Here is a 19,601-nt window from a genome sequence, read left to right as displayed (position 1 = left end):
GTGCGCGATCGCACAAATTATAATTTTAGCGCAGATTTCCCCTGCTCTTTGCAAATGGAGTTGCGCTTAAAGACACAGGACAATGGGTGTAATGTCAAGGTTTGATGACAAAACCAATCGTCAAGATCCCCACTGCCTATAGAATAAAAGTTTGTCATGGGTGCCGTGTAGCCCACACCTAACTATTTTCACAAATTGCAACGATTTCTAAACAACCCCTATGAGTTCAACCCTGCGATTCCTCATGTGCCCTCCCACCCATTATGAGGTGGACTATGTGATCAATCCTTGGATGGAGGGAAATATCCACAAGTCCTCCCGCGATCGGGCACAGGAGCAGTGGCAAAAACTCTACGAAATTATCCATGCTCGAGCCACGGTTGACCTGATTGAGCCGCAGCCGGGCTGGCCGGATATGGTGTTTACGGCGAATGCGGGCTTGGTGCTCGGCGATCGCGTGGTGCTCAGTCGCTTTTATCATCCAGAACGTCAAGGGGAAGAACCCTATTTCAAAGCGTGGTTTGAATCTCAGGGGTATCAAGTTTTTGAGCTACCGAAGCAACTGCCCTTTGAGGGAGCCGGAGATGCCCTCTTGGATCGTGAGGGTCGCTGGCTGTGGGCAGGGTATGGCTTCCGTTCAGAATTGGATTCCCATGCCTATTTGGCGAAGTGGCTGGATATTGAAGTCCTCTCCCTGCGGCTCATGGATGAGCGTTTCTACCACCTTGACACATGTTTTTGTCCGCTCACGGATGGCTACTTACTTTACTATCCTCCCGCCTTTGATGCCTACTCCAACCGCCTGATTGAACTGCGGGTACCAGCGGATAAACGAATTGCCGTTAAAGAGGCTGATGCAGTCAACTTTGCTTGCAATGCCGTCAATATCGATCGCACGGTGATTCTCAACTGTGCCAGCCAAGAATTGAAGTCTGCCCTTGCCCAAGTGGGCTTTGAGGTGGTGGAAACGCCCCTGACAGAATTTCTCAAAGCGGGGGGTGCAGCTAAATGCTTGACCTTGCGGGTGACCGAACCCGTGCGCGAAGAACTCCATGCCACGGCGACAATTCCCAGTCGGGTCATTCATCTGGAGGGACACCTCCTCGACTCTGGCCTTGTGAACCGTGTCCTAGACACAATTGTGGAAAGTGGCGGCAGTTTCCAAGTCCTGCAATTTAATCTTGGCGAACAACGGCAAAGTCCCTCCCAAGCGGATATTCGGGTCATGGCGCCCGATGCCGAGGTCATGGATGCGATCATGGCGCAGTTGATCACCCTCGGTGCGATTTTACCGCCCTCAGAGGTGTGTGATGCGACCCTCGAAACCGTCACCCAAGCGGGGGTTGCCCCGGATGACTTCTATGTAACCACGATTTATCCCACAGAGGTACGAGTTGCCGGCGAGTGGGTTCGGGTTCAAAACCAACGCATGGATGGGGCGATTGTGGTGCGCTCAACCCCGGAAGGCACGGTGGCGGAGTGTCGCATTCTGCGGGATTTAGAGGTGGGCGATCGCGTGGTCGTGGGCGTCGAAGGCATCCGCACGATTCGGAAAACGGAAAGCCAGCGCAGCACCCAAGAGTTCACCTTCATGGGATCAGGGGTCTCCAGTGAACGCCGCGTCGAACTGGTGGTGGAACAAATTGCTTGGGAACTGCGGCGCATCCGCGATCAGGGGGGCAAAGTGATTGTGGTGGCCGGCCCAGTGGTTATCCACACCGGCGGTGGTGAGCATTTAGCCAAGCTGATCCGTGAAGGCTATGTCCAAGGACTCCTCGGCGGTAACGCGATCGCGGTGCACGATATGGAGCAAGCCATCATGGGCACCTCCTTGGGGGTGGATATGCAGCGGGGCGTTCCTGTGCGGGGCGGTCACCGTCACCACCTGAAAGTGATCAATACCATTCGTCGCTGTGGCAGCATTGCCAACGCCGTGGCTCAGGGCATCCTCACCAGTGGCGTGATGTATGAGTGTGTGAAGAATAATGTGCCCTTTGTCCTAGCGGGGTCAATCCGTGATGATGGCCCACTGCCCGATACCCTCATGGATTTAATTGAGGCGCAGCGGGAGTATGCCCGCCTGATTCAGGGCGCAAACATGATTTTGATGCTCTCGTCAATGCTGCACTCCATTGGTGTCGGCAATATGACCCCCGCCGGGGTGAAGCTCGTCTGTGTGGATATTAACCCAGCGGTCGTCACTAAACTAGCGGATCGGGGTTCTGTGGAATCCGTGGGCGTGGTCACCGATGTGGGACTGTTCCTCAGCCTGATGGTGCAGCAGTTGGAGCGGCTGAATCGTCCCTATACCCTTGCCTAGAAGCTTTTCAGCCAATGGGGTAGGATCGAAAGGGCAATTTTTGTATTCGAGGTCAGCAGTGACAGTTCGTGTTCGTTTAGCACCGAGTCCGACAGGAAATCTGCACATTGGGACTGCCCGTACCGCTGTGTTCAACTGGCTTTACGCCCGCCATCGGGGAGGGAAATTCATTCTGCGGATTGAGGATACCGATCGCGAGCGGTCTCGACCTGAATATACCGAGAATATCCTTGAGGGCTTGCAATGGCTGGGGCTGACGTGGGATGAAGGCCCCTATTTCCAGAGCGATCGCCTTGATCTGTACCGCCAAGCGATTCAAACCCTCTTGGACAAGGGACTTGCCTACTACTGCTACTGCACCCCCGAAGAACTCGATGCCCTGCGAGCCGCACAAAAAGCCAAGGGACAAGCCCCGCGCTACGACAACCGTCACCGCCATTTGACCCCAGAGGAGCAAGCCGCCTTTGATGCCGCAGGACGCACCCCCGTCATTCGCTTCAAAATTGAGGACGATCGCCAGATTGAATGGCAGGATCTGGTGCGCGGTCGAGTGAGTTGGCAGGGGGCTGATCTGGGGGGCGATATGGTGATTGCGCGAGCTGCCCCCCGCGGCGAAATTGGCTACCCCCTCTACAACTTGGTGGTGGTCGTCGATGACATTGCCATGGGCATTACCGATGTCATTCGCGGTGAAGACCACATTGGCAACACACCCAAACAAATTTTGCTCTATGAAGCCCTTGGCGCCACTCCCCCCAACTTTGCCCATACTCCCTTGATTCTCAACTCAGCGGGGCAAAAACTCTCGAAACGAGATGGGGTGACCTCCATTTCTGACTTCCGAGCCATGGGGTATTTAGCCCCCGCCTTGGCCAACTACATGACACTCTTGGGTTGGTCGCCCCCTGAAGGGATAGGGGAACTCTTTACCCTTGATCTGGCGGCGAAGCACTTTAGTTTTGAACGAATTAACAAGGCAGGTGCCCGCTTTGATTGGGATAAGCTCAATTGGCTCAATCGTCAGTACATTCAGCAACTAGAGCCAGCAGAACTTTTGGCGGAACTGATTCCCTTATGGCAGGGGGCAGGCTATGCCTTTGATGAGGGGGGCGATCGCCCTTGGTTGCTTGACCTTGCCCAACTCCTTCAACCGGGTCTCAACACCCTCAAGGAGGCCATTGATCAAGGGGCAGTTTTCTTTGTACCCACCATCACCCTTGATGCTGAAGCAATGGCTCAACTGAGTCAACCCCAGAGTGCGACGATTTTGGCGTACCTACTAGCACACTTGCCGACAGAGCCAAAGCTGACGGTGGAGATGGGACAACACCTGATTCAACAGGCCAGCAAAGCCGCAGGGGTGAAAAAGGGAGCAACAATGCGATCGCTGCGCGCTGCCCTCACGGGTGCTGTCCACGGTCCTGATTTAATGGCCACGTGGCAAATTCTCCACCAACGGGGCTGGGATCAACCGCGACTTGCGGCAGCATTGAAACAGGCACAGGTTACTTCCTAGGGGCTGGGGGGCGATCGAAGATCGTTTGGCTTAAATTAGCCCCACTCAAATTTGCGCGATCGAGATCTGCCCCCTTCAGGTTTGCAGCCGTCAAATTCACATCAATCATGTTTGCCCCCTTCATGACCGCATTCTCCAAATTGGCACCGCTAAGGTTGGCATTGACAAGGTTGCTAAGGGTGAGGCGTGTTCCCACCAGTTGTGCCCCTGCCAAATTGGCATTGACCAAAATCGCTAGATAGAGACTGGCACGGTTCAAGTTTGCCCTTTCCAAATTGGCGCCAAAGAGATTCGCACCCGCCAGATAAGCGCCCTCCAAATTGGCACCTGCTAAATTCGCCTTAAACAAATTGGCATCCATTAGGTTCGCGCCCCGCAGATCACAGTTTGGACGCCAAATCGCTGGGCACGGTCGATTAAACGGTCATCGGGATGGGCAGCAACATCGGCTGCTAAGGCCGCCCAATCCAGCTTCCAAGGACGACGGGGGACAACTGTGGGGGCTAAGTCCTCTCGCTTCAGCCAGCGATGGATAGTGGCGCGGCTCACCTGAAAAATTTGAGTGGCTTCACTGATTTTGCCACCTTGCTTGATGTAGGAGACAACCCGCTCTCGTCAGTCCAAGCTATAGCTCATATTCTTGAGTAACATTCATGACGCTTTGAGTATAGCCTATCCCTCTTGAAAATATCTCATCTCCTTTCGAAATGGCTATAGTTCGTGACCTAGCAGGTCAGCAATAATCATTTCCTTAACTAACCCCGGCTGCAGTAGGTTGCGAATACCAATTGTTTGAGCAAGTTGAGAGGCTTGACGGATCAGAGCAACAATTTGACGATAAACTTGCTGTTTCACCAATCAAAAAGCCTCCCCGCGATTTCATACTCTGCCTCACGTAATCTCTCGTTTGCTGCTTGGACAAACTTTTGATCTTGCTCAATAGCAATGAAATGCCTTCCCAAGCGTTTACAAACTACAGGGGCTGTACCGACACCGGCAAATGGATCAAGCACTAAGTCACCCTTATTAGAGCTTGCCTTGACTAAGCGTTCAATCAGCTGCTCTGGCTTTTGAATGGTATTGAGTGCTTCGCGAGCTACTAGTTTTTTTGATTTATACGTGAGCTGTTTAATATCTCCCCAGACATCTCCTGGGTTTTTACCTTCTTCATTGAATTTAGTTTTGCCATACTTACCATTAATCACTGATGGTACCCGCTCACAACGACGACGGTGCTCTAGCTCTACTAGCTGTGGTACCCGAATAGCATCTAAGTTAAAGGTTTTGGGACGCTGGCCTTTAATAAAGTAACAAATAAGATCATAGTTATTTGTGTAGTTGATCCGTCCTTGGGCTAGGCGACTGGGCTGATACCAGACAATTTTTGCCTGTAAGTTAAGAAATGGACGGTAGTCAATAAAGTCAATACAATCAGGTTTACCAAAAAGGTAGAGTGCTCCTCCCTCTTTCAATTTTTCAGCAAAGATAGTGATGAGTTTGAGGTTAAACTCTTGGATGTTAGAGATGCGATCCCATGGATTGGTGGTTACACCGTAGGGGCCGTCGCAAATAATGAGATCAATGCTCGCACTTTCAATCTGGGGCAAGAGGGTAAAAGCATCAGCTTGGTAGATACGATCAATCTCTAGCATGCTTTCGCTCAATGATCTAAAACATCCCTTCTAGGGCGGCTTGACAGCGATCGCACAACTGGGGATGCAAGGCCGATTGTCCCACACTTTCAGCATAATTCCAGCAGCGGACGCATTTCTCACCCTTGGCATGATCGACGCCAATCCACAGCCCTTCCTCTTCTAGGACATAGGGCACGTCAACGGCATGGGGTTGTGCCATGATCGCCACTTGGGAAACCAAAAAGAGATAGCGCAGTTCATCCACCCCATTGCCACTGAGGGCATCGCTGGGATTCATGTCCTGAAGGCGATCGCGCCACTGTGGATCGGCAACATAGAGCCACACTTTGGCTTCCAAAGAGGAGCCAATGAGCTTTTCGGCACGGGCCTGTTCGAGCACCTTATTCACCTCTAGGCGTAGTTGCCGCAGGCGTTGCCACTCACTGGCTAGCTCCTGATCCTGCCACTGGGCAGGAAGCTGTACCCAGCCGCTTTGAAAAACCGAAAGATAGGGGGTTTTGAAGGGCAAATGCTGCCAAATATCTTCGGCTAAATGGGGAAGCACTGGGGCAATAGCACGGGCGAGGTTTTGAACGGCAACGGCCAGAACCGTTTGACAACTGCGCCGGCGATCGCTCGCGGCAGCACTGATGTACAACCGATCCTTGGCAATATCGAGATAAAAGTTCGACAGATCAACAACACAAAGATTTTGAATCGTTTGGAAAAAGCGATAGAACTGAAAGCTATCAAAGGCCGCCGTTACTTCGCTGAAGACTTCATGCAGCCGATGTAGCATATAGCGATCCAAGGCGGGCAGTTGGGCATAGGGAATGGCATCTTGATCGGGGTCAAAGTCGTGAAGATTCCCCAAAAGAAAGCGAGCCGTATTGCGAATCTTGCGATAGACATCCGCCAACTGCTTGAGGATATTTTTACCAATGGGGACATCATTGGCATAGTCCACGGAGGACACCCACAGGCGCAATACATCGGCACCATAGGCAGGGTCTTGCTTTTGGTTTTTGCCCCCCTCAATCACTTCGCGGGGATCCGTGACATTGCCGAGGGACTTGCTCATTTTCCGTCCCTGCTCATCGAGGACAAAGCCGTGGGTGAGGACTGCTTTGTAGGGGGCTTGGCCTTTAACGGCAACCCGTGTTAACAATGAGGATTGAAACCAGCCGCGGTGTTGGTCAGAGCCTTCGAGGTAGAGATCCGCCTGTTGATCGCCGAGAACCGCCGCCCAAGAAGAGCCAGAATCAAACCAGACATCCATCGTATCGGTGCCCTTTTCGTAGCGATCGGCTTGATCTCGTAGGGATTCAGGCAGCAATTCCGCAACGGAGAGTTCCCACCAAGCATCAGACCCGCGATCGCGAATAATGGCTTGCACATGGGCAATGGTTTCTGCCGTCAGCAGGGGTTCCCCCGTGGCTTTGTCATAAAAGACGGGAATGGGCACGCCCCAACTGCGCTGCCGCGAAATACACCAATCGGAACGCTCCGCCACCATTGCCGTAATGCGGTTTTCCCCTTGGGCAGGAATCCACTTCACCTCGGCGATCGCCCTGAGGGCGGCATCGCGAAAGCCTTCAACGGAAGCAAACCACTGCTCCGTGGCGCGGAAGATGGTTGGTTTTTTCGTGCGCCAGTCGTAGGGGTACTTGTGGACATAGGGTTCTTCCTTGAGGAGGGCGCCACACGCTTGCAGTGCCGCAATCACCGCCTCATTCCCTTCCTTGAGGACATTGAGACCGGCAAATTGTCCCGCTTCTGCTGTAAAGCAGCCATTTTCATCCACGGGCGACAGGATTGGCAAGCCATAGCGCTGACCCACCGCATAGTCCTCTAAGCCATGGCCAGGGGCCGTGTGAACCAGACCCGTCCCCGATTCAGTCGTGACATAATCGCCGCCAATGACAATTTTGCTCTCGCGCTCAAAGAGGGGATGGCGATAGCGCCCATTTTCCAAGTCAGCGCCTTTGGCGGTGGCCACCACCTTGAGGGTACAAGCAAGGGTTTGGCTAAGGCGCTCCACCAGATCCTTGGCTACGATCAAATATTTGTAGCGGGCACTGGGTTTGACTTCAACAAGGGCATAGGGGAGATCCGGATTGACACTCACCGCCAAGTTGGCCGGAATGGTCCAAGGGGTTGTCGTCCAAATGGCAACGCCTAATTGGCCGAGGGCTTTGTACCACGATTTGGCTAGCCCTTGCGGCAGTTCGATCACTTCAAAGGCGGCATAGAGACTGCGGGAGGTGTGGCCTTCGGGATATTCTAGTTCGGCTTCGGCGAGGGCGGTTTTAGAACTAGGACTCCAGTGGACGGGCTTGAGACCGCGATAGATGTAGCCCCGCAGCACCATTTCGCCAAAGACACCGATTTGTGCCGCTTCATAGTCGGGAGTGAGGGTCAAATAGGGGTGCTCCCAGTCGCCCCAAACCCCATAGCGTTGAAAACTCTGCTTTTGCTCGGCCACGGTTTTGAGGGCAAAGGCCTTGGCCTGTTGGCGGAGGGTCAGGGGGGTTAGCTGCGCACGCTGTTCGGGTTTCAGGTTTTGCAGTACCTTGAGTTCAATGGGCAGGCCGTGGCAGTCCCAACCGGGGCGGTAGTGAACCTTGCGTCCCCGCAGCAGTTGATACTTATTGATGATGTCCTTGAGGATTTTATTCAGGGCATGGCCAATGTGGAGAGCGCCATTGGCGTAGGGGGGGCCATCGTGGAGAATAAAGACCTCACCCGGATTGGTTTGCTGCAGGGTTTCATAAATTTTGTGCTCTGCCCAAAAGGCTTGCAACTGGGGTTCCCGTGTGGCTGCATTTGCCCGCATTTCAAAGGTGGTTTGCGGCAGGTTGACGGTGTCTTTGTAGTCGGGGGTCGCGTCAGTCATGGGTGGGTACAGCGGGGTATGATCGTTGGAGGGCAAGAAAAAATCGGGAATGGATTCAATTGTAGGAGAACTGTTCTTATTCACTCAAGGATGATTTCCGTTCTAGGTTTGGATCTGGGGCGCAAGCGCATTGGTGTGGCAGGGTGCGATCGCTTGGGGCAGTTGGCCACAGGCATTACAACTATCCAGCGGCGGAATTTTGCCAGTGATGTGGCGCAGCTTCGCCAGATTTGCCAAGAGCGAGGGGTAGAGAAGCTAATTGTGGGCTTGCCCTACACCCTCGATGGTCAACTGGGTTCCCAAGCTCGGCAAGTGCAACATCTAGCGGAAAAAATTGGCGCGGCCTTGAACTTGCCCGTGGAATATATGGATGAGCGACTCACCTCATTTCAGGCGGAAGAGATTCTCAAACAGCGGCGGCGATCGCCCCGTCACCACAAGGACTTAGTGGATCAAATTGCTGCTGCCCTCATTTTGCAACAATGGCTCGATGCCCGTTCTCAAGCCGCAAAAGCAACACTGGCACCCGCTGATCCGCAGCTATAACGGAGGCTCAAAAGTTGTCTGCTCAAATTCTTGGGCACGGGCTACCATGTGCGGGGCTGAAACTGCGCATCATTGAGAATCGCCACCCCATCTCCCGACTGCGCCAACACAAACAAGCCCTGCCGATAGGCGTAGCGAGCCACCTCAGGGGGCACGATCATCCCTGCCACCGCTCCCAAGAGCTGGGTGTCTCGATACTGGTGTGCCAAACGACGAAATTTCGCGATCCGCTCTAAATGCTCATCCACATCCCCTTGGCTCAGTTTGGTTTTCACCTCGACGAGAACCGCTTGATTGGTGTTGACGACTAGCAGATCAATTTCTAAACTCTCATTGCCATCTTGGAGAATGACATCGCTGTAAAGCTGAGAGACGGCAATGCCGCGACTCTGAAATAGGCGCAGCACGGCGGGGCGCACCTGCCATTCCACAAATTCCCCAAGGCGATTCCCCAGTTTCCCCAGTTGCTGATTGAGTTGGCGCGCTTCTTCCCGCAACAAGCGTTCCGTTTCTTGAAATCGCCGATCCGTCTCTTGAAATCGCCGATCTGTCTCCTGAAATCGCCGATCCGTCTCCTGAAATCGCCGATCTGTCTCTTGAAATCGCCGATCCGTTTCTTGGAAGCGGCGCTCTGTTTCTTGAAAGCGGCGCTCTGTTTCTTGAAAGCGGCGCTCTGTTTCTTGGAAGCGGCGCTCTGTTTCTTGGAAATGGCGTTCGGTTTCCTTTTGAGCTTCTAACAGCTCCCCTAGTAATCGCCAAACATCGTCAGGAGTGTATGCCTTTGTCATGACTTAATTGACAGGATTAATTTACCGAGCCGTGCTTGCAAGTGCCGCCCCTTGAGTGGGGGAATGAAAAGGGGACTTGCTACAGATCTTTATCTTAAATCCTTTGCGGTAGCATCTATCTATCGCTCTGCAATCACTATCGATGAACCTAGAGACACTGCGCACCTACCACGACACCTACCCCGCCCTACTGAATAAGATCTACCTCAACTATGGGGGACAAGGGCCGCTGCACCAAGACACATGGCAGGCCATCATCCAGAGCGATCGCCACATTCAAGAGGAAGGCCCCTTTGCCAATCGCGTCTTTCCGTGGCTGAGCCAACAACTGCAAACCCTGCGGCAAGAACTGGCACAGCTTTTGGGGACGAGCGCCGAGACCATTGCCCTCACAGATTCTGTAACCACTGGCTGCAATATCGTTCTCTGGGGGATCAACTGGCAAGCGGGCGATCGCCTGCTGATTTCTAACTGTGAGCATCCGGGGGTAGTGGCGATTACCGAACAATTGGCGCGGCGGTTGGGGGTGGTGGTGGATCGAGTGGCCTTTTGGCCTTGGTGTGACGATGAGGTGGCCGCCATTGAAACCCAACTTCATCCCCGCACACGCTTGGTCATCCTCAGTCATTTGCTGTGGAATACCGGGAAACTTTTGCCGTTGGAGAAAATTGTTGACCTTTGCCACCGTCGCGGCATCCAAGTCTTGGCGGATGGTGCCCAAAGTGTGGGTATGGTGCCCCTCAATTTACCCGCCTTGGGGGTGGACTACTATGCCTTTACAGGACACAAGTGGTGCTGTGGCCCTGCGGGTCTTGGCGGGCTGTACATTCGGCGCGATCGCTTGGCCACATTGGAACCCACCTTTATTGGCTGGCGCGGCATTCACCAAACCCGTGATGCCCAACCCGCCGGCTGGAAGGAGGATGCCAGTCGCTTTGAAGTGGCCACAACCGCCTTTTCCTTGGTACCGGGGTTAACCACTGCCCTGCGGGTGCATGATCAATGGGGGACTGCCCAAGCGCGATATGAGCGCATTTGTGAGCTGAGTCATTATCTTTGGCAACAGTTACAGGGCATGGTGGGTTTGACCTGCTTGAGTCTCGTGCCGCCGCCGTCGGGCTTGGTGGCCTTTCAGTTAGCTAATGGTCAGCATCGCCAATTGGTGCAAGACCTTGAGGCAGAGAATATCTTGGTGCGGGAATTGCTCTATCCTGCCTCGGTGCGAGCCTGTGTGCATTACTTTACGCTGCCGCAGGAGTGCGATCGCTTTGTTGCTGCCCTCAAACACTGGCTCCAGAATCATCCTTAGGACGCTTGAGAATTGAATTAGAGCGATTAGAGTCACCTACCATGTACGGGGCTGAAACTGCGCATCGTTGAGAATCGCCACCCCATCTCCTGATTGCGCCAACACAAACAAACCTTGCCGATAGGCATAGCGAGCTACTTCAGGGGGTACGATCATTCCTGCTACGGCGCCCAAGAGCTGGGTGTCCCGATACTGGTGTGCCAAACGACGAAATTTCGCGATCCGCTCTAAGTGCTCATCCACATCCCCTTGGCTCAGTTTCGTTTTCACCTCGACGAGGACGGCTTCATCAGTATTGACGACTAGCAGATCAATTTCTAAACTCTCATTGCCATCTTGGAGAATGACATCGCTGTAAAGTTGAGAGACGGCAATTCCCCAACTCTGAAATAAGCGCAGCACGGCGGGGCGCACCTGCCATTCCACAAATTCCCCAAGGCGATTGCCCAGTTTCCCCAGTTGCTGGTTGAGTTGGCGCGCTTCTTCGCGCAGCAAGCGTTCCGTTTCTTGGAACCGTCGGTCAGTCTCTTGAAATCGCCGATCCGTTTCTTGGAAGCGGCGCTCTGTTTCTTGAAAGCGGCGTTCGGTTTCCTTCTGAGCCTCTAATAGTTCCCCCAATAACCGCCAAACATCTTCAGGGGTGTATGCCTGCGTCATGACTGGATTAACAATTGCTCACGGATACATCCCCAATCCTAATCCGAATCAATGCTCCCCACTGAGAAAAGGATGCTGACGCAATTCCCAAGCCAATCAGAAAAGCGGGTGGACCCTCGCCCTGAGAGATCCTTACTATTGGCTAAGGATCAGCAGGAAGCTTGTGATTGCCGCGCGGCAATGTCGGCGATCGCCTGCTTGAGAATGCGGTGTTCTTGGACTTGAATGCGGGCGTGGAGGGTGGCGGGCGTATCATCGGGGAGAACGGGCACTGCTGCTTGGACTAAAATTGGGCCACTATCCACTTCCTCTTCCACCAGATGGACGGTACACCCAGTAATTTTCACACCTGCTGCCAAGGCCTGCTCAACGGCATGCAATCCCCGAAAACTGGGGAGCAAACTGGGATGCAGGTTAATTACCCGCTGGGGGTAGGCACTGAGGAGAACAGGCGTCACAATCCGCATCCAGCCCGCCATCACTACCCACTCGACCCCATAGGCTTTGAGGGTTTCGACAATGGCCGCATCCAGACTTTCACGGCTGGGGTAGTGGCGATGGTTGAGCAGCACACTGGGAATCTGCCACTGTTTGGCGCGCTCTGCCACCAAGGCATCGGGATTGTTGTAGATCAGAACTTGAATTTGGGCAGCCAATTCCCCTTGGGCGATCGCTTCGGCGAGAGCAGCAAAGTTGGAGCCATTGCCAGAAGCTAAAACGCCTAACCGCAGGGGATGGGGCGCGGGCGCGATCGCTGGAGCAGAAGGGACAACAAGAGCCTCACTGGACATGACGGGCGTTACTGATTTTAGTGCTCAATAATTCTAAGGCCTTGGCCACCATTGGATCCGTGGGTCGTGCCACCAAGTTGGGATTGAGCCGCAATTCCAGATCACTACTGGGATCGACCGTCACCAGTACATCGGGGGTGATCCCCCCTGCGGCAATATCGCGCCCCTTTGGCGTCAGATAACGAGCTACTGTTACCACGAGGGCAGAGCCATCCCCCAGTTCATGAACTGCTTGAACCCGCACCTTGCCAAAAGTTGGTGTCCCCACCACGGTTGCGCGCCCCTGATCCTGCAAAGCAGCGGCTAAAATTTCACTGGCACTGGCGGAGGCCTGATTTACCAAGACCACGAGGGGCAACTGACTCAAGGCGCGTTGGCGGGCACGAATCGTCTCTTCTCGCTGGTTTTGCTGAATGCGCACAATCACCCCAGAATCGAGCCATTGGCGGCTAATTTCAATGCCGGCTTCTAGGAGTCCCCCCGGATTGTGGCGCAAATCCAGAATGAAGCCTTGAACTTTCTCCCGTTGCAGGATTTGGATCGCCGCTTGCATCTCTTGTTGGGAGCGGCTATTAAAACCACTGAGGCGGATGTAGCCCACCCGAGGATGATTCAGAACCTGAAAATTCACTGTACGCGGAATTTCACCGGCGCGGGTGAGTTCGACACTAAAGGGTTGGGGTTTGCCCTCACGGCGCACCAGTAGGCGCAATTTACTCCCCGCTGGCCCTCGCAACGCCAGATTGGCTCGCTCCAAGGTCAGGCGATCGCTCCCCCGACCGTTAATGGCCAGAATTTCATCTCCCACTTTCAAATTCGCCTTGGCAGCCACTGACCCCGCTTGGATTGCCTGAATGCGAAAGAGTTCCCCCGACTCCACGAGGGTGAGACCCACATCCACCTGCTGGCCTTGGGTTTGCAGGAGCAGTTGGCGGTACGCTTGGGGCGGCAGAAAGCGGGTATAGGGATCATTGAGGCGGACAAGGGTTTGTTGAATCACCCGATAGGCGGCCTCGCGATCGCCATAGGGTTGGGAGAGCAACTCCTGACGAATGGCCTGCCAATCCAGACGATTGAAACTGCGATCCAGATAGCTTCTGTAGATAATTTGCCACGCCTCATCGACCAAGGCCTTGGGAGCATCCTTGAGCGTACTGGTGCCCCCCAGTGCTGACGGCATTCCCAATAGTGCAACACCGACGCCGAGAATTGCCCAGTATTTCACCCCACAAATCCATTGACAACGCCTCGCCCCTATTCTATCGTTCCCACATAAAAAAATCCCCCTCACAGGGAGGGGGAAACAGGTCAGTGCGGATTTAGAAGCTAAAGGTTGTCCGCACAGCGCCAACAACAATGGGGTCGTTGTTTGAGTTGCTGTTGGGGTTGAAGATGGCAATCACCCCAGGGGTAATCGAGATATTGCGACTCACGGCAAAGCGGTAGAAGCCCTCTAAGTGATAGGAGTTGAAGCGCGTGTAACTTCCATCGCCAAAAGTAGGAGGGACGTTTGTGATGCTAATGAGCTGCGGGGGCTGGCCAAAAACAAGACCCAGCAGATCTCCCTTCCGCCAGAGGTCAGGGGAAGCAAAGGTAATGGCCCAGTTGACAATTTCAGCCTCACGGCGGCCACTTGGCACAAAAGCATTCGGTCGAACACCATAAACATTGGCATACCCTGCCCAGCCCGCAACATTCAACTGCTTGATCGGGCGATAGGTAAACTGGAAGCCCACCGCATCCGCTGCTTGGTTAGGCACGTTGTTAGCTACACTAGGTGGTGGTGGAGCCCCCAAAGGGTTTGCCGCTGAGCGGAAACCAGAGCTACCTGTTCCCCCAAAGGGATCAAGGCCATAGGAGTGGGTGTAGGTCACCCCCAAGGCGAGGTTTTTAATGGGGCGCACATCCACCTGAGCCAAAGCAGCATAGGCACCATCAAAGAAGCCATTGAGGCCATTGTTCGCGACTCGATCAGGGTCGTTGGCAAAGGGTGCAAGGTAGCCCACATTGAGGGTGACGCCGGTGCCCCGTTCTTTATTTTGGATGAGGTCGTACTTAAAGGTCACACCCGCAGCATTGGCAGCACTTCCTGCACGGTAGATGGGATGGTAACGCCCAAAGCGAGAGAGGGCACCCGTATCACTGGATTGGAGGAAGGGGTTGAAATTGTTGACATTGTCGTTGAACTCACCCCCCACAAAATCTAGGATCATTTGACCGCGACGGGTCACTGGAAAGCTGTAGAAGGCTTTTTGCAGTTCAAATTGGTTATTATTATTGCCATCATAGCCAAGGCGCCCCATATTGGTGCCCATCAATCCGGCATAACTAGTAATATTAGCTGCTTGCAAGCGCAACCGTAGGCGATCCTTGCCATAGAAGCTGGTATCGAGGTTGAGACGAACGCGGTTGTTAACAACAGTGTTGTCATCAATTGGGGGTTGCACACCACCTAGACCAGGACGTAGTGCCCGCTCGTTCGTCAATATATCGGAGACGTTGAAGATAACCGTAGCGTTGAGCTTAGTGAGGGTGGCAAATTGAGTGGCTTCGAGGTTGGCAACGCGGCCTTCAAGGTTGGTGACGCGGCCTTTGATGACGGCGAGTTCATTGGCAAATTCCTGCATCAGGCGGCGCAGGGTTTCAAGGTCTTCCTTGGTGGCAAAGCGATCGCTAATTACATCGAGGCAGGCATTCAAAGCGGCTGCCATTTCATAACGAGTAGCGGCACGATTGCCACGGAAGGTGCCATCGGGATAACCGGCAATACAGCCGTATTTCTCGACAAGGGAGGCTAAGGCTTGATAGGCCCAGTCTGTAGGGCGCACATCCGAGAGTTGGCTAACGGAGGTCACTTGACCCATGCTCGATGTCGTAGGGACACGCCCCGCTTCTAGTTCAGCCACTGAGGGCACAGAGAGGTTGCTGCGGCGATTTTGGGCAACAAGTGTCGTGCTGGTGGGCAGTGTGGTTAGGGATTCAGTACCAGCAGTAGGGGTTTGAAACTGAGTGCTACTGAAGTTGGTCAAAGAGGTATCAGCGGCTGTCGCTGCACCTGCCAGCACACCCAACAATAAAACAGGCGAGGTCAAAACCAACCCCGGAAAAATGCGGGACATAACGTCTTACTCCTTCACTCCTCAATGAACTTGTCCTAAAGAACGAGTCCCTAAGACAGAATTCTCCTTCAATTATTGATCCTACTGAGATGCTCGCTAAAGTTATTCATCTGCCAGCAAGCTGAGCTATCAGGCTTTCTTACAGAGGCTTTAGCACATCTCATAGAAACTATCCCCCAAGGGGCAGAGATAGTTACTTACCAGCCAGATTCTAACACCGTGTTCGTTGGCTTAAGGTTATCTCAAGGTTAGGAGTCGTTTAAGAATTAGGCCGGCTCAAGGTTTGGATGAGGTTTTTTGGGCTTCAGAACGACTCCAGCCACTGCTAACGGATTGACCAATTCCCTGCAAAATGCCGCGGCCAATCAGCCCCAAACCGCGACCAATCACCTGCGTCAGCAGATACACCACTCCCTTGCCGACCCAAGCCACCACTGCCCGTACTGGGGGGGCTAAAGCATCACGCGCCTCCAGCGCCAAGGTTAGAGCGTAGGGAATCCCCTCGAGTTGCATCAGTTCCTGTTGACGGGGGACGGTCAGCGCTAGTTCCTGAATTCCTCGCTCCGTGAGCCGCAGTAAGACCAAACGACTTTCAAAGATATCTTGGGGTTCCTTGACCCAGCGCCGCCAGCGGTAATGCCAAGAGAGAGCGTTGCGAAAGCGTTCCATTTCCCGCGTTGAGGTGTATTGCGGCTGAAAAAATGTCTGTTGAATCACTGCACTATAGCAACACCGATTCAGCAGCGGATAAACAATGCCATTGGCGACAGTGAGCAACCAGTGATCGAGGAGGGCATCGAGGATCTCCAAGGCGGCAGCAGTGCCGTAGCGATAGGTCTGCTGATGGAGGGTGAGGGGCTGTTGCACCAGTAAATGAGCCAGCATCTCCGCCACAAAGGGGATTGGCTTCAGATAGACGCTGGCCACAGTTTCTCTTTCTGTGAGCAATTGCTCAATCAGGTCGGCGTCACTGCCGAGGGCAAAACGATAGGGACGAAAAAACTCCCGCAGGCTCTGTTCCCACAGGTCTTGCAGTAGGGAGCTACCCCGCTGGTGCAGAAATTCAATACTGGGTGGTGTTGCTTGTAAAGTGCGCACGAGGAGATCCCACTGCCGCAGGATGGTATAGAGCAGTTCCCGCCGCTGTTGTAGGGTGAGCACCTCTAACTCCAAAGGCCGCGACGTTAGGTTCAAGAGATCCGACTGCATCCGTTGTAAGCAGCGATCCACCAATTGGGAAATGATCTCAATCTGCGGACGCACGGGGGACACTACTGGCGCAGGAGGGGCTTGAGTTGGCTGTGGCAAGAAACGGGAGACTAACCAGCGGGCGGCACGAATTTCCCGATGGCGACCTTCACACACCAGCCGTTCGAGGGCAGAGAGGCGCGATCGCCCCAAGTACTGATCCAAACCCTGTAACCACGCATCCATTTCCCCCAATCCCTGCTGCAAAACCTGATACCGCCAACGATCCCACGGATTGGGAAAGAGCACACTCAAGGGGGGTTTTGGGGGCGTGACGGTGTGAACGATTTCCCCTTGGGCAATGGCCAGAATTGCCGCCAAGAGATCACTCAGCGCCGTATTGCGATGGTAAATGCCTTCGACACCCGCCTGTTGGGCAAGGGAAACTAACTCAAGGGCAGCGGGTCGGACAGTGAGAATTATCCGCAGGGCAGGATAGTGCTGCTTCAACCACTGCCACAGCCAAGGGGTAGTGGCATCATTCACTGTGAGTTGGGCATCACAGAGAACAATCCAAGGCGTGCGTTCTTGATCGAGGGGCGTGTTTTCCAGATAGGTGATCAGACCATGGCCATCGTGAAAGACCAGCGGCTCAATCCCCAACTGCTGCTGAATTCCTGTCCAAAGGCCAAGGCGCACCACATCCTCTCCCTCGACAATGATGAGACCAAAGTTGGGGGAGGCATCAGCAGTGATAGGGGACATCGACATTTGCGCAAGACTTAGTTGGGGTTGGGACTATTCAGATATTGACTGACAAGCCGCGCCATGACAATTTGCCATGACAATTAAGGAATTCTTTTTAGGACTCACCTAACTCAACGTCTGCATAGAGATCACTGAGTTTTAAGGAAGTCTGTAACGAGGGCAGTAGTAGTTCCTGCGTAATATCTTGCCAAATCGTGAGCAGCCATTGATATTCAGCCTGCCGCAAATATTGTTCAACACAGGGGCGATCTTGGCTAATCAGGAGATATTCTTGCAGGGTTGGAATCTGACGATAGTCGAAAAATTTTGTCCCGCGATCGCGATCCGCTGTCGAAGGCGATAAAACCTCAGCAATGAAAATCGGCTGCATCACCACATCGTTGCGTCCCGCCACTAGGGGCACCGGCTTCGGCGTCACCATGACATCAGGATAGTAGTACGACTGCGTTTCCGGAATCCAGAGGCGTTGATCTGTGACAAAGACGCGGTAGGGCTGTCCCTTGAGTGCCAAACTCAACAGAACAGTTAAGGAACGAACCAACTCATTATGATTAACGCTGCCCCCGGGCATAGTGTAAAGTTCTCCTTGGCGATACTCATGGCGCTCCGTTGCCACCACTTCTTGAGCTAAGTAAGCTTCCGGAGTGAGGTACGTGACCGCTGGCTCCAATACTGTGGTCATCAGAGTTCCCGTCAACGCGATAGTTCAATCCTAAGCAATTCAACGCCCCTTTCTAACATATGGGGTACACGGTGAAATGTTCTTCTACTAGGGTTTTGAGCGTGGTCAATTCTTGGGACAGAGTCTGTCAGTGAAACGTCGCCAAATCAACCGCTTACTCCTCTGGGGAAATGCAGGCTTGGTAGCCAGTTTGACCCTCCGCTAATGGCGTGAAGCCCAAACGCGGGTTCCCGATGACAGCGAATTTCACCTGTTGTTTGGGACGGCAAGGTCTATATTGCCGCACGGGATGGTTATCTCTACTGTTTGGGATAGGCTATACTGCTGAAGCTGTGGTTTTCGCCGACCAATGGAGCCAACGCCTGACTTTGTTTTGCCCATTCCGGCTGCGGATACTCCCCTCTCTGAGGAGGAATTTCTTCAACAGGTGCGCCAAGCGTGGCAGGTGTGTGAGCGCTTTGATCTACAAACAGAGATCTGGCGGGGGCAAATTCTACGGGCGGTGCGCGATCGCTATCGCCATCAAGGGGATGAGCGGGGTATTGGCTTTCAGCAGTGGCTCCAGGAACACGAAATCAGTAAACGCCGTGCCGATGATTTGATTCAGTTGGCCGATCGCGCCGATGAATTGCTCAAGGAACGTCCCCTGCCTCCCGAAGCCATTTCTCGCTTTAGTAAACGCGCCTTTTTGGAAACCGCCGCAGCGGATCCTGAGGTGCAAGCCCTGATTACCCAAGCCGCAGCAGCGGGCGATCGCATTACCCACCGTGAAGTGCGCCAACTCCAAGCGGAATGGACGGCTCTGCACTCTGATCTGCTACCGCCAGTGGTGCGCCAAAAGGCCAGCGATCGCACCCTTGCCCCCCGCTACGTTGCCCCCTTAGTCAAAGAATTAGAAAAGCTCCCCCCCCAACAGCAGCAGGAACTCTCCCAAGAACTGGCCAGCGATCCCAGTGTGGAAACGGTTAAGGAAATCACGGCGACGGCTCGCCAACTCAGCCGCTATCTTGAGGCCGCTCCCCAAATTCAAGCCCTCAAGACCCACCCTGTGGATCTGGAACAAGTCCTGATCGAAGCCCAGCGCCTTGAGCAACTGCAAACCGTTGCCGATCTCCTGCAGCAGGCCGCCCAACTGGAAAGCACCATTGCTCGGCTTTATACCACGTGGCAGCGCCTCAGCCATTTGAGCGATCGCCTCTACCAAGAATCGGGTGCCAGCACACCGCAATTACAAGCCCTATTAGAAGCCTTGGATTTTCTTTCTGGCGATATTGTGCAAATTGACTTAGCGGGACAAACCATTAAATTACATATCTTTTCTGAGAGTCAAACTCGCGCCCCCGAATTCTAACCCAATGGATCACCGATGTCCCCATTACTGGTAACG

The 19,601-nt window shown here is 53.8% G+C and carries 17 protein-coding genes and 1 pseudogene; 6 read left to right on the top strand and 12 right to left on the bottom strand.

The features are described from left to right. The first annotated feature begins 220 nt into the window (after nt 1–220). Both RHK62_RS07035 and gltX read left to right on the top strand, forming a co-directional pair. Nucleotides 221–2,320: a TIGR00300 family protein gene (locus tag RHK62_RS07035; RefSeq protein WP_149819303.1), complete on the top strand. Its 2,100-nt coding sequence runs from the start codon at nt 221–223 to the stop codon at nt 2,318–2,320. A 58-nt stretch (nt 2,321–2,378) separates the two neighbouring features. After that, nucleotides 2,379–3,836 (top strand): glutamate--tRNA ligase, encoded by a 1,458-nt coding sequence (gltX, locus tag RHK62_RS07030; RefSeq protein ID WP_206200143.1) that lies wholly within the window; start codon nt 2,379–2,381, stop codon nt 3,834–3,836. Here the strand turns inward: gltX and RHK62_RS07025 are convergent. From RHK62_RS07025 to ileS, 5 genes and pseudogenes are all read right to left on the bottom strand, one after another. Further along, a complete protein-coding gene (locus RHK62_RS07025) occupies nt 3,826–4,197 on the bottom strand; it encodes a pentapeptide repeat-containing protein (protein ID WP_302678276.1) in 372 nt (123 codons plus the stop codon). The genes gltX and RHK62_RS07025 overlap by 11 nt on opposite strands. Beyond that, nucleotides 4,197–4,439 (bottom strand): annotated as a pseudogene (locus tag RHK62_RS07020) (IS630 transposase-related protein); the annotation flags it as partial. The gene RHK62_RS07025 and the pseudogene RHK62_RS07020, both read right to left, overlap by 1 nt. Before the next feature lie 108 nt (nt 4,440–4,547). Then, nucleotides 4,548–4,691 (bottom strand): hypothetical protein, encoded by a 144-nt coding sequence (locus RHK62_RS07015; RefSeq protein ID WP_310453483.1) that lies wholly within the window; start codon nt 4,689–4,691, stop codon nt 4,548–4,550. After that, complete coding sequence (locus RHK62_RS07010) at nt 4,688–5,488, bottom strand: site-specific DNA-methyltransferase (RefSeq protein ID WP_310453482.1); 801 nt, start codon at nt 5,486–5,488, stop codon at nt 4,688–4,690. The genes RHK62_RS07015 and RHK62_RS07010 overlap by 4 nt, the downstream gene beginning before the upstream one ends. Nucleotides 5,489–5,504: 16 nt before the next feature. Beyond that, the gene (ileS, locus tag RHK62_RS07005; protein WP_310453481.1) at nt 5,505–8,366 is read right to left on the bottom strand and encodes an isoleucine--tRNA ligase; all 2,862 of its coding nucleotides are present in this window, start codon (nt 8,364–8,366) and stop codon (nt 5,505–5,507) included. A 90-nt stretch (nt 8,367–8,456) separates the two neighbouring features. Between ileS and ruvX the strand changes: the two genes are divergently transcribed. Further along, nucleotides 8,457–8,912, top strand: coding sequence for a Holliday junction resolvase RuvX (gene ruvX, locus RHK62_RS07000; RefSeq protein ID WP_149819291.1), 456 nt, complete (start codon nt 8,457–8,459; stop codon nt 8,910–8,912). A gap of 41 nt (nt 8,913–8,953) precedes the next feature. Here ruvX and RHK62_RS06995 read toward each other — a convergent pair whose 3' ends face one another. Next, on the bottom strand, nt 8,954–9,700 hold the full coding sequence (locus tag RHK62_RS06995) for a hypothetical protein (RefSeq protein WP_206200139.1): 747 nt from the start codon (nt 9,698–9,700) through the stop codon (nt 8,954–8,956). A gap of 142 nt (nt 9,701–9,842) precedes the next feature. Between RHK62_RS06995 and RHK62_RS06990 the strand changes: the two genes are divergently transcribed. After that, nucleotides 9,843–11,009, top strand: coding sequence for an aminotransferase class V-fold PLP-dependent enzyme (locus RHK62_RS06990; RefSeq protein WP_310453480.1), 1,167 nt, complete (start codon nt 9,843–9,845; stop codon nt 11,007–11,009). Between the two features lie 36 nt (nt 11,010–11,045). Here the strand turns inward: RHK62_RS06990 and RHK62_RS06985 are convergent, their stop codons facing one another. From RHK62_RS06985 to RHK62_RS06960, 6 genes are all read right to left on the bottom strand, one after another. After that, nucleotides 11,046–11,666: a hypothetical protein gene (locus RHK62_RS06985; protein WP_310453479.1), complete on the bottom strand. Its 621-nt coding sequence runs from the start codon at nt 11,664–11,666 to the stop codon at nt 11,046–11,048. 149 nt (nt 11,667–11,815) lie between these two features. Continuing rightward, the gene (gene purN, locus RHK62_RS06980) at nt 11,816–12,457 is read right to left on the bottom strand and encodes a phosphoribosylglycinamide formyltransferase (protein ID WP_310453478.1); all 642 of its coding nucleotides are present in this window, start codon (nt 12,455–12,457) and stop codon (nt 11,816–11,818) included. Beyond that, entirely contained in the window at nt 12,447–13,682 is a 1,236-nt protein-coding gene (locus RHK62_RS06975) for a S41 family peptidase (RefSeq protein ID WP_310453477.1), read from the bottom strand. The genes purN and RHK62_RS06975 overlap by 11 nt, the downstream gene beginning before the upstream one ends. Before the next feature lie 94 nt (nt 13,683–13,776). After that, the gene (locus tag RHK62_RS06970) at nt 13,777–15,576 is read right to left on the bottom strand and encodes an iron uptake porin (protein ID WP_310453476.1); all 1,800 of its coding nucleotides are present in this window, start codon (nt 15,574–15,576) and stop codon (nt 13,777–13,779) included. Between the two features lie 276 nt (nt 15,577–15,852). Beyond that, nucleotides 15,853–17,529 (bottom strand): DUF3685 domain-containing protein, encoded by a 1,677-nt coding sequence (locus RHK62_RS06965; protein WP_310438513.1) that lies wholly within the window; start codon nt 17,527–17,529, stop codon nt 15,853–15,855. A gap of 97 nt (nt 17,530–17,626) precedes the next feature. After that, nucleotides 17,627–18,214, bottom strand: a complete 588-nt coding sequence (locus RHK62_RS06960; RefSeq protein ID WP_286627127.1) for a Uma2 family endonuclease — start codon at nt 18,212–18,214, stop codon at nt 17,627–17,629. Nucleotides 18,215–18,457: 243 nt separating this feature from the next. Between RHK62_RS06960 and RHK62_RS13095 the strand changes: the two genes are divergently transcribed. Both RHK62_RS13095 and RHK62_RS06955 read left to right on the top strand, forming a co-directional pair. Beyond that, a complete protein-coding gene (locus tag RHK62_RS13095; RefSeq protein WP_206201689.1) occupies nt 18,458–18,529 on the top strand; it encodes a PQQ-binding-like beta-propeller repeat protein in 72 nt (23 codons plus the stop codon). A 34-nt stretch (nt 18,530–18,563) separates the two neighbouring features. Further along, nucleotides 18,564–19,565: a hypothetical protein gene (locus tag RHK62_RS06955; protein WP_302678269.1), complete on the top strand. Its 1,002-nt coding sequence runs from the start codon at nt 18,564–18,566 to the stop codon at nt 19,563–19,565. Nucleotides 19,566–19,601 lie beyond the last annotated feature (36 nt).

It is taken from the genome of Thermosynechococcus sp. HY213 (genome assembly GCF_031460975.1).
Classification (GTDB): Bacteria; Cyanobacteriota; Cyanobacteriia; order Thermosynechococcales; family Thermosynechococcaceae; genus Thermosynechococcus.
The sequence above is the reverse complement of the archived record's forward strand: the minus strand, read 5'-3'. Positions and strand labels throughout refer to the sequence as shown.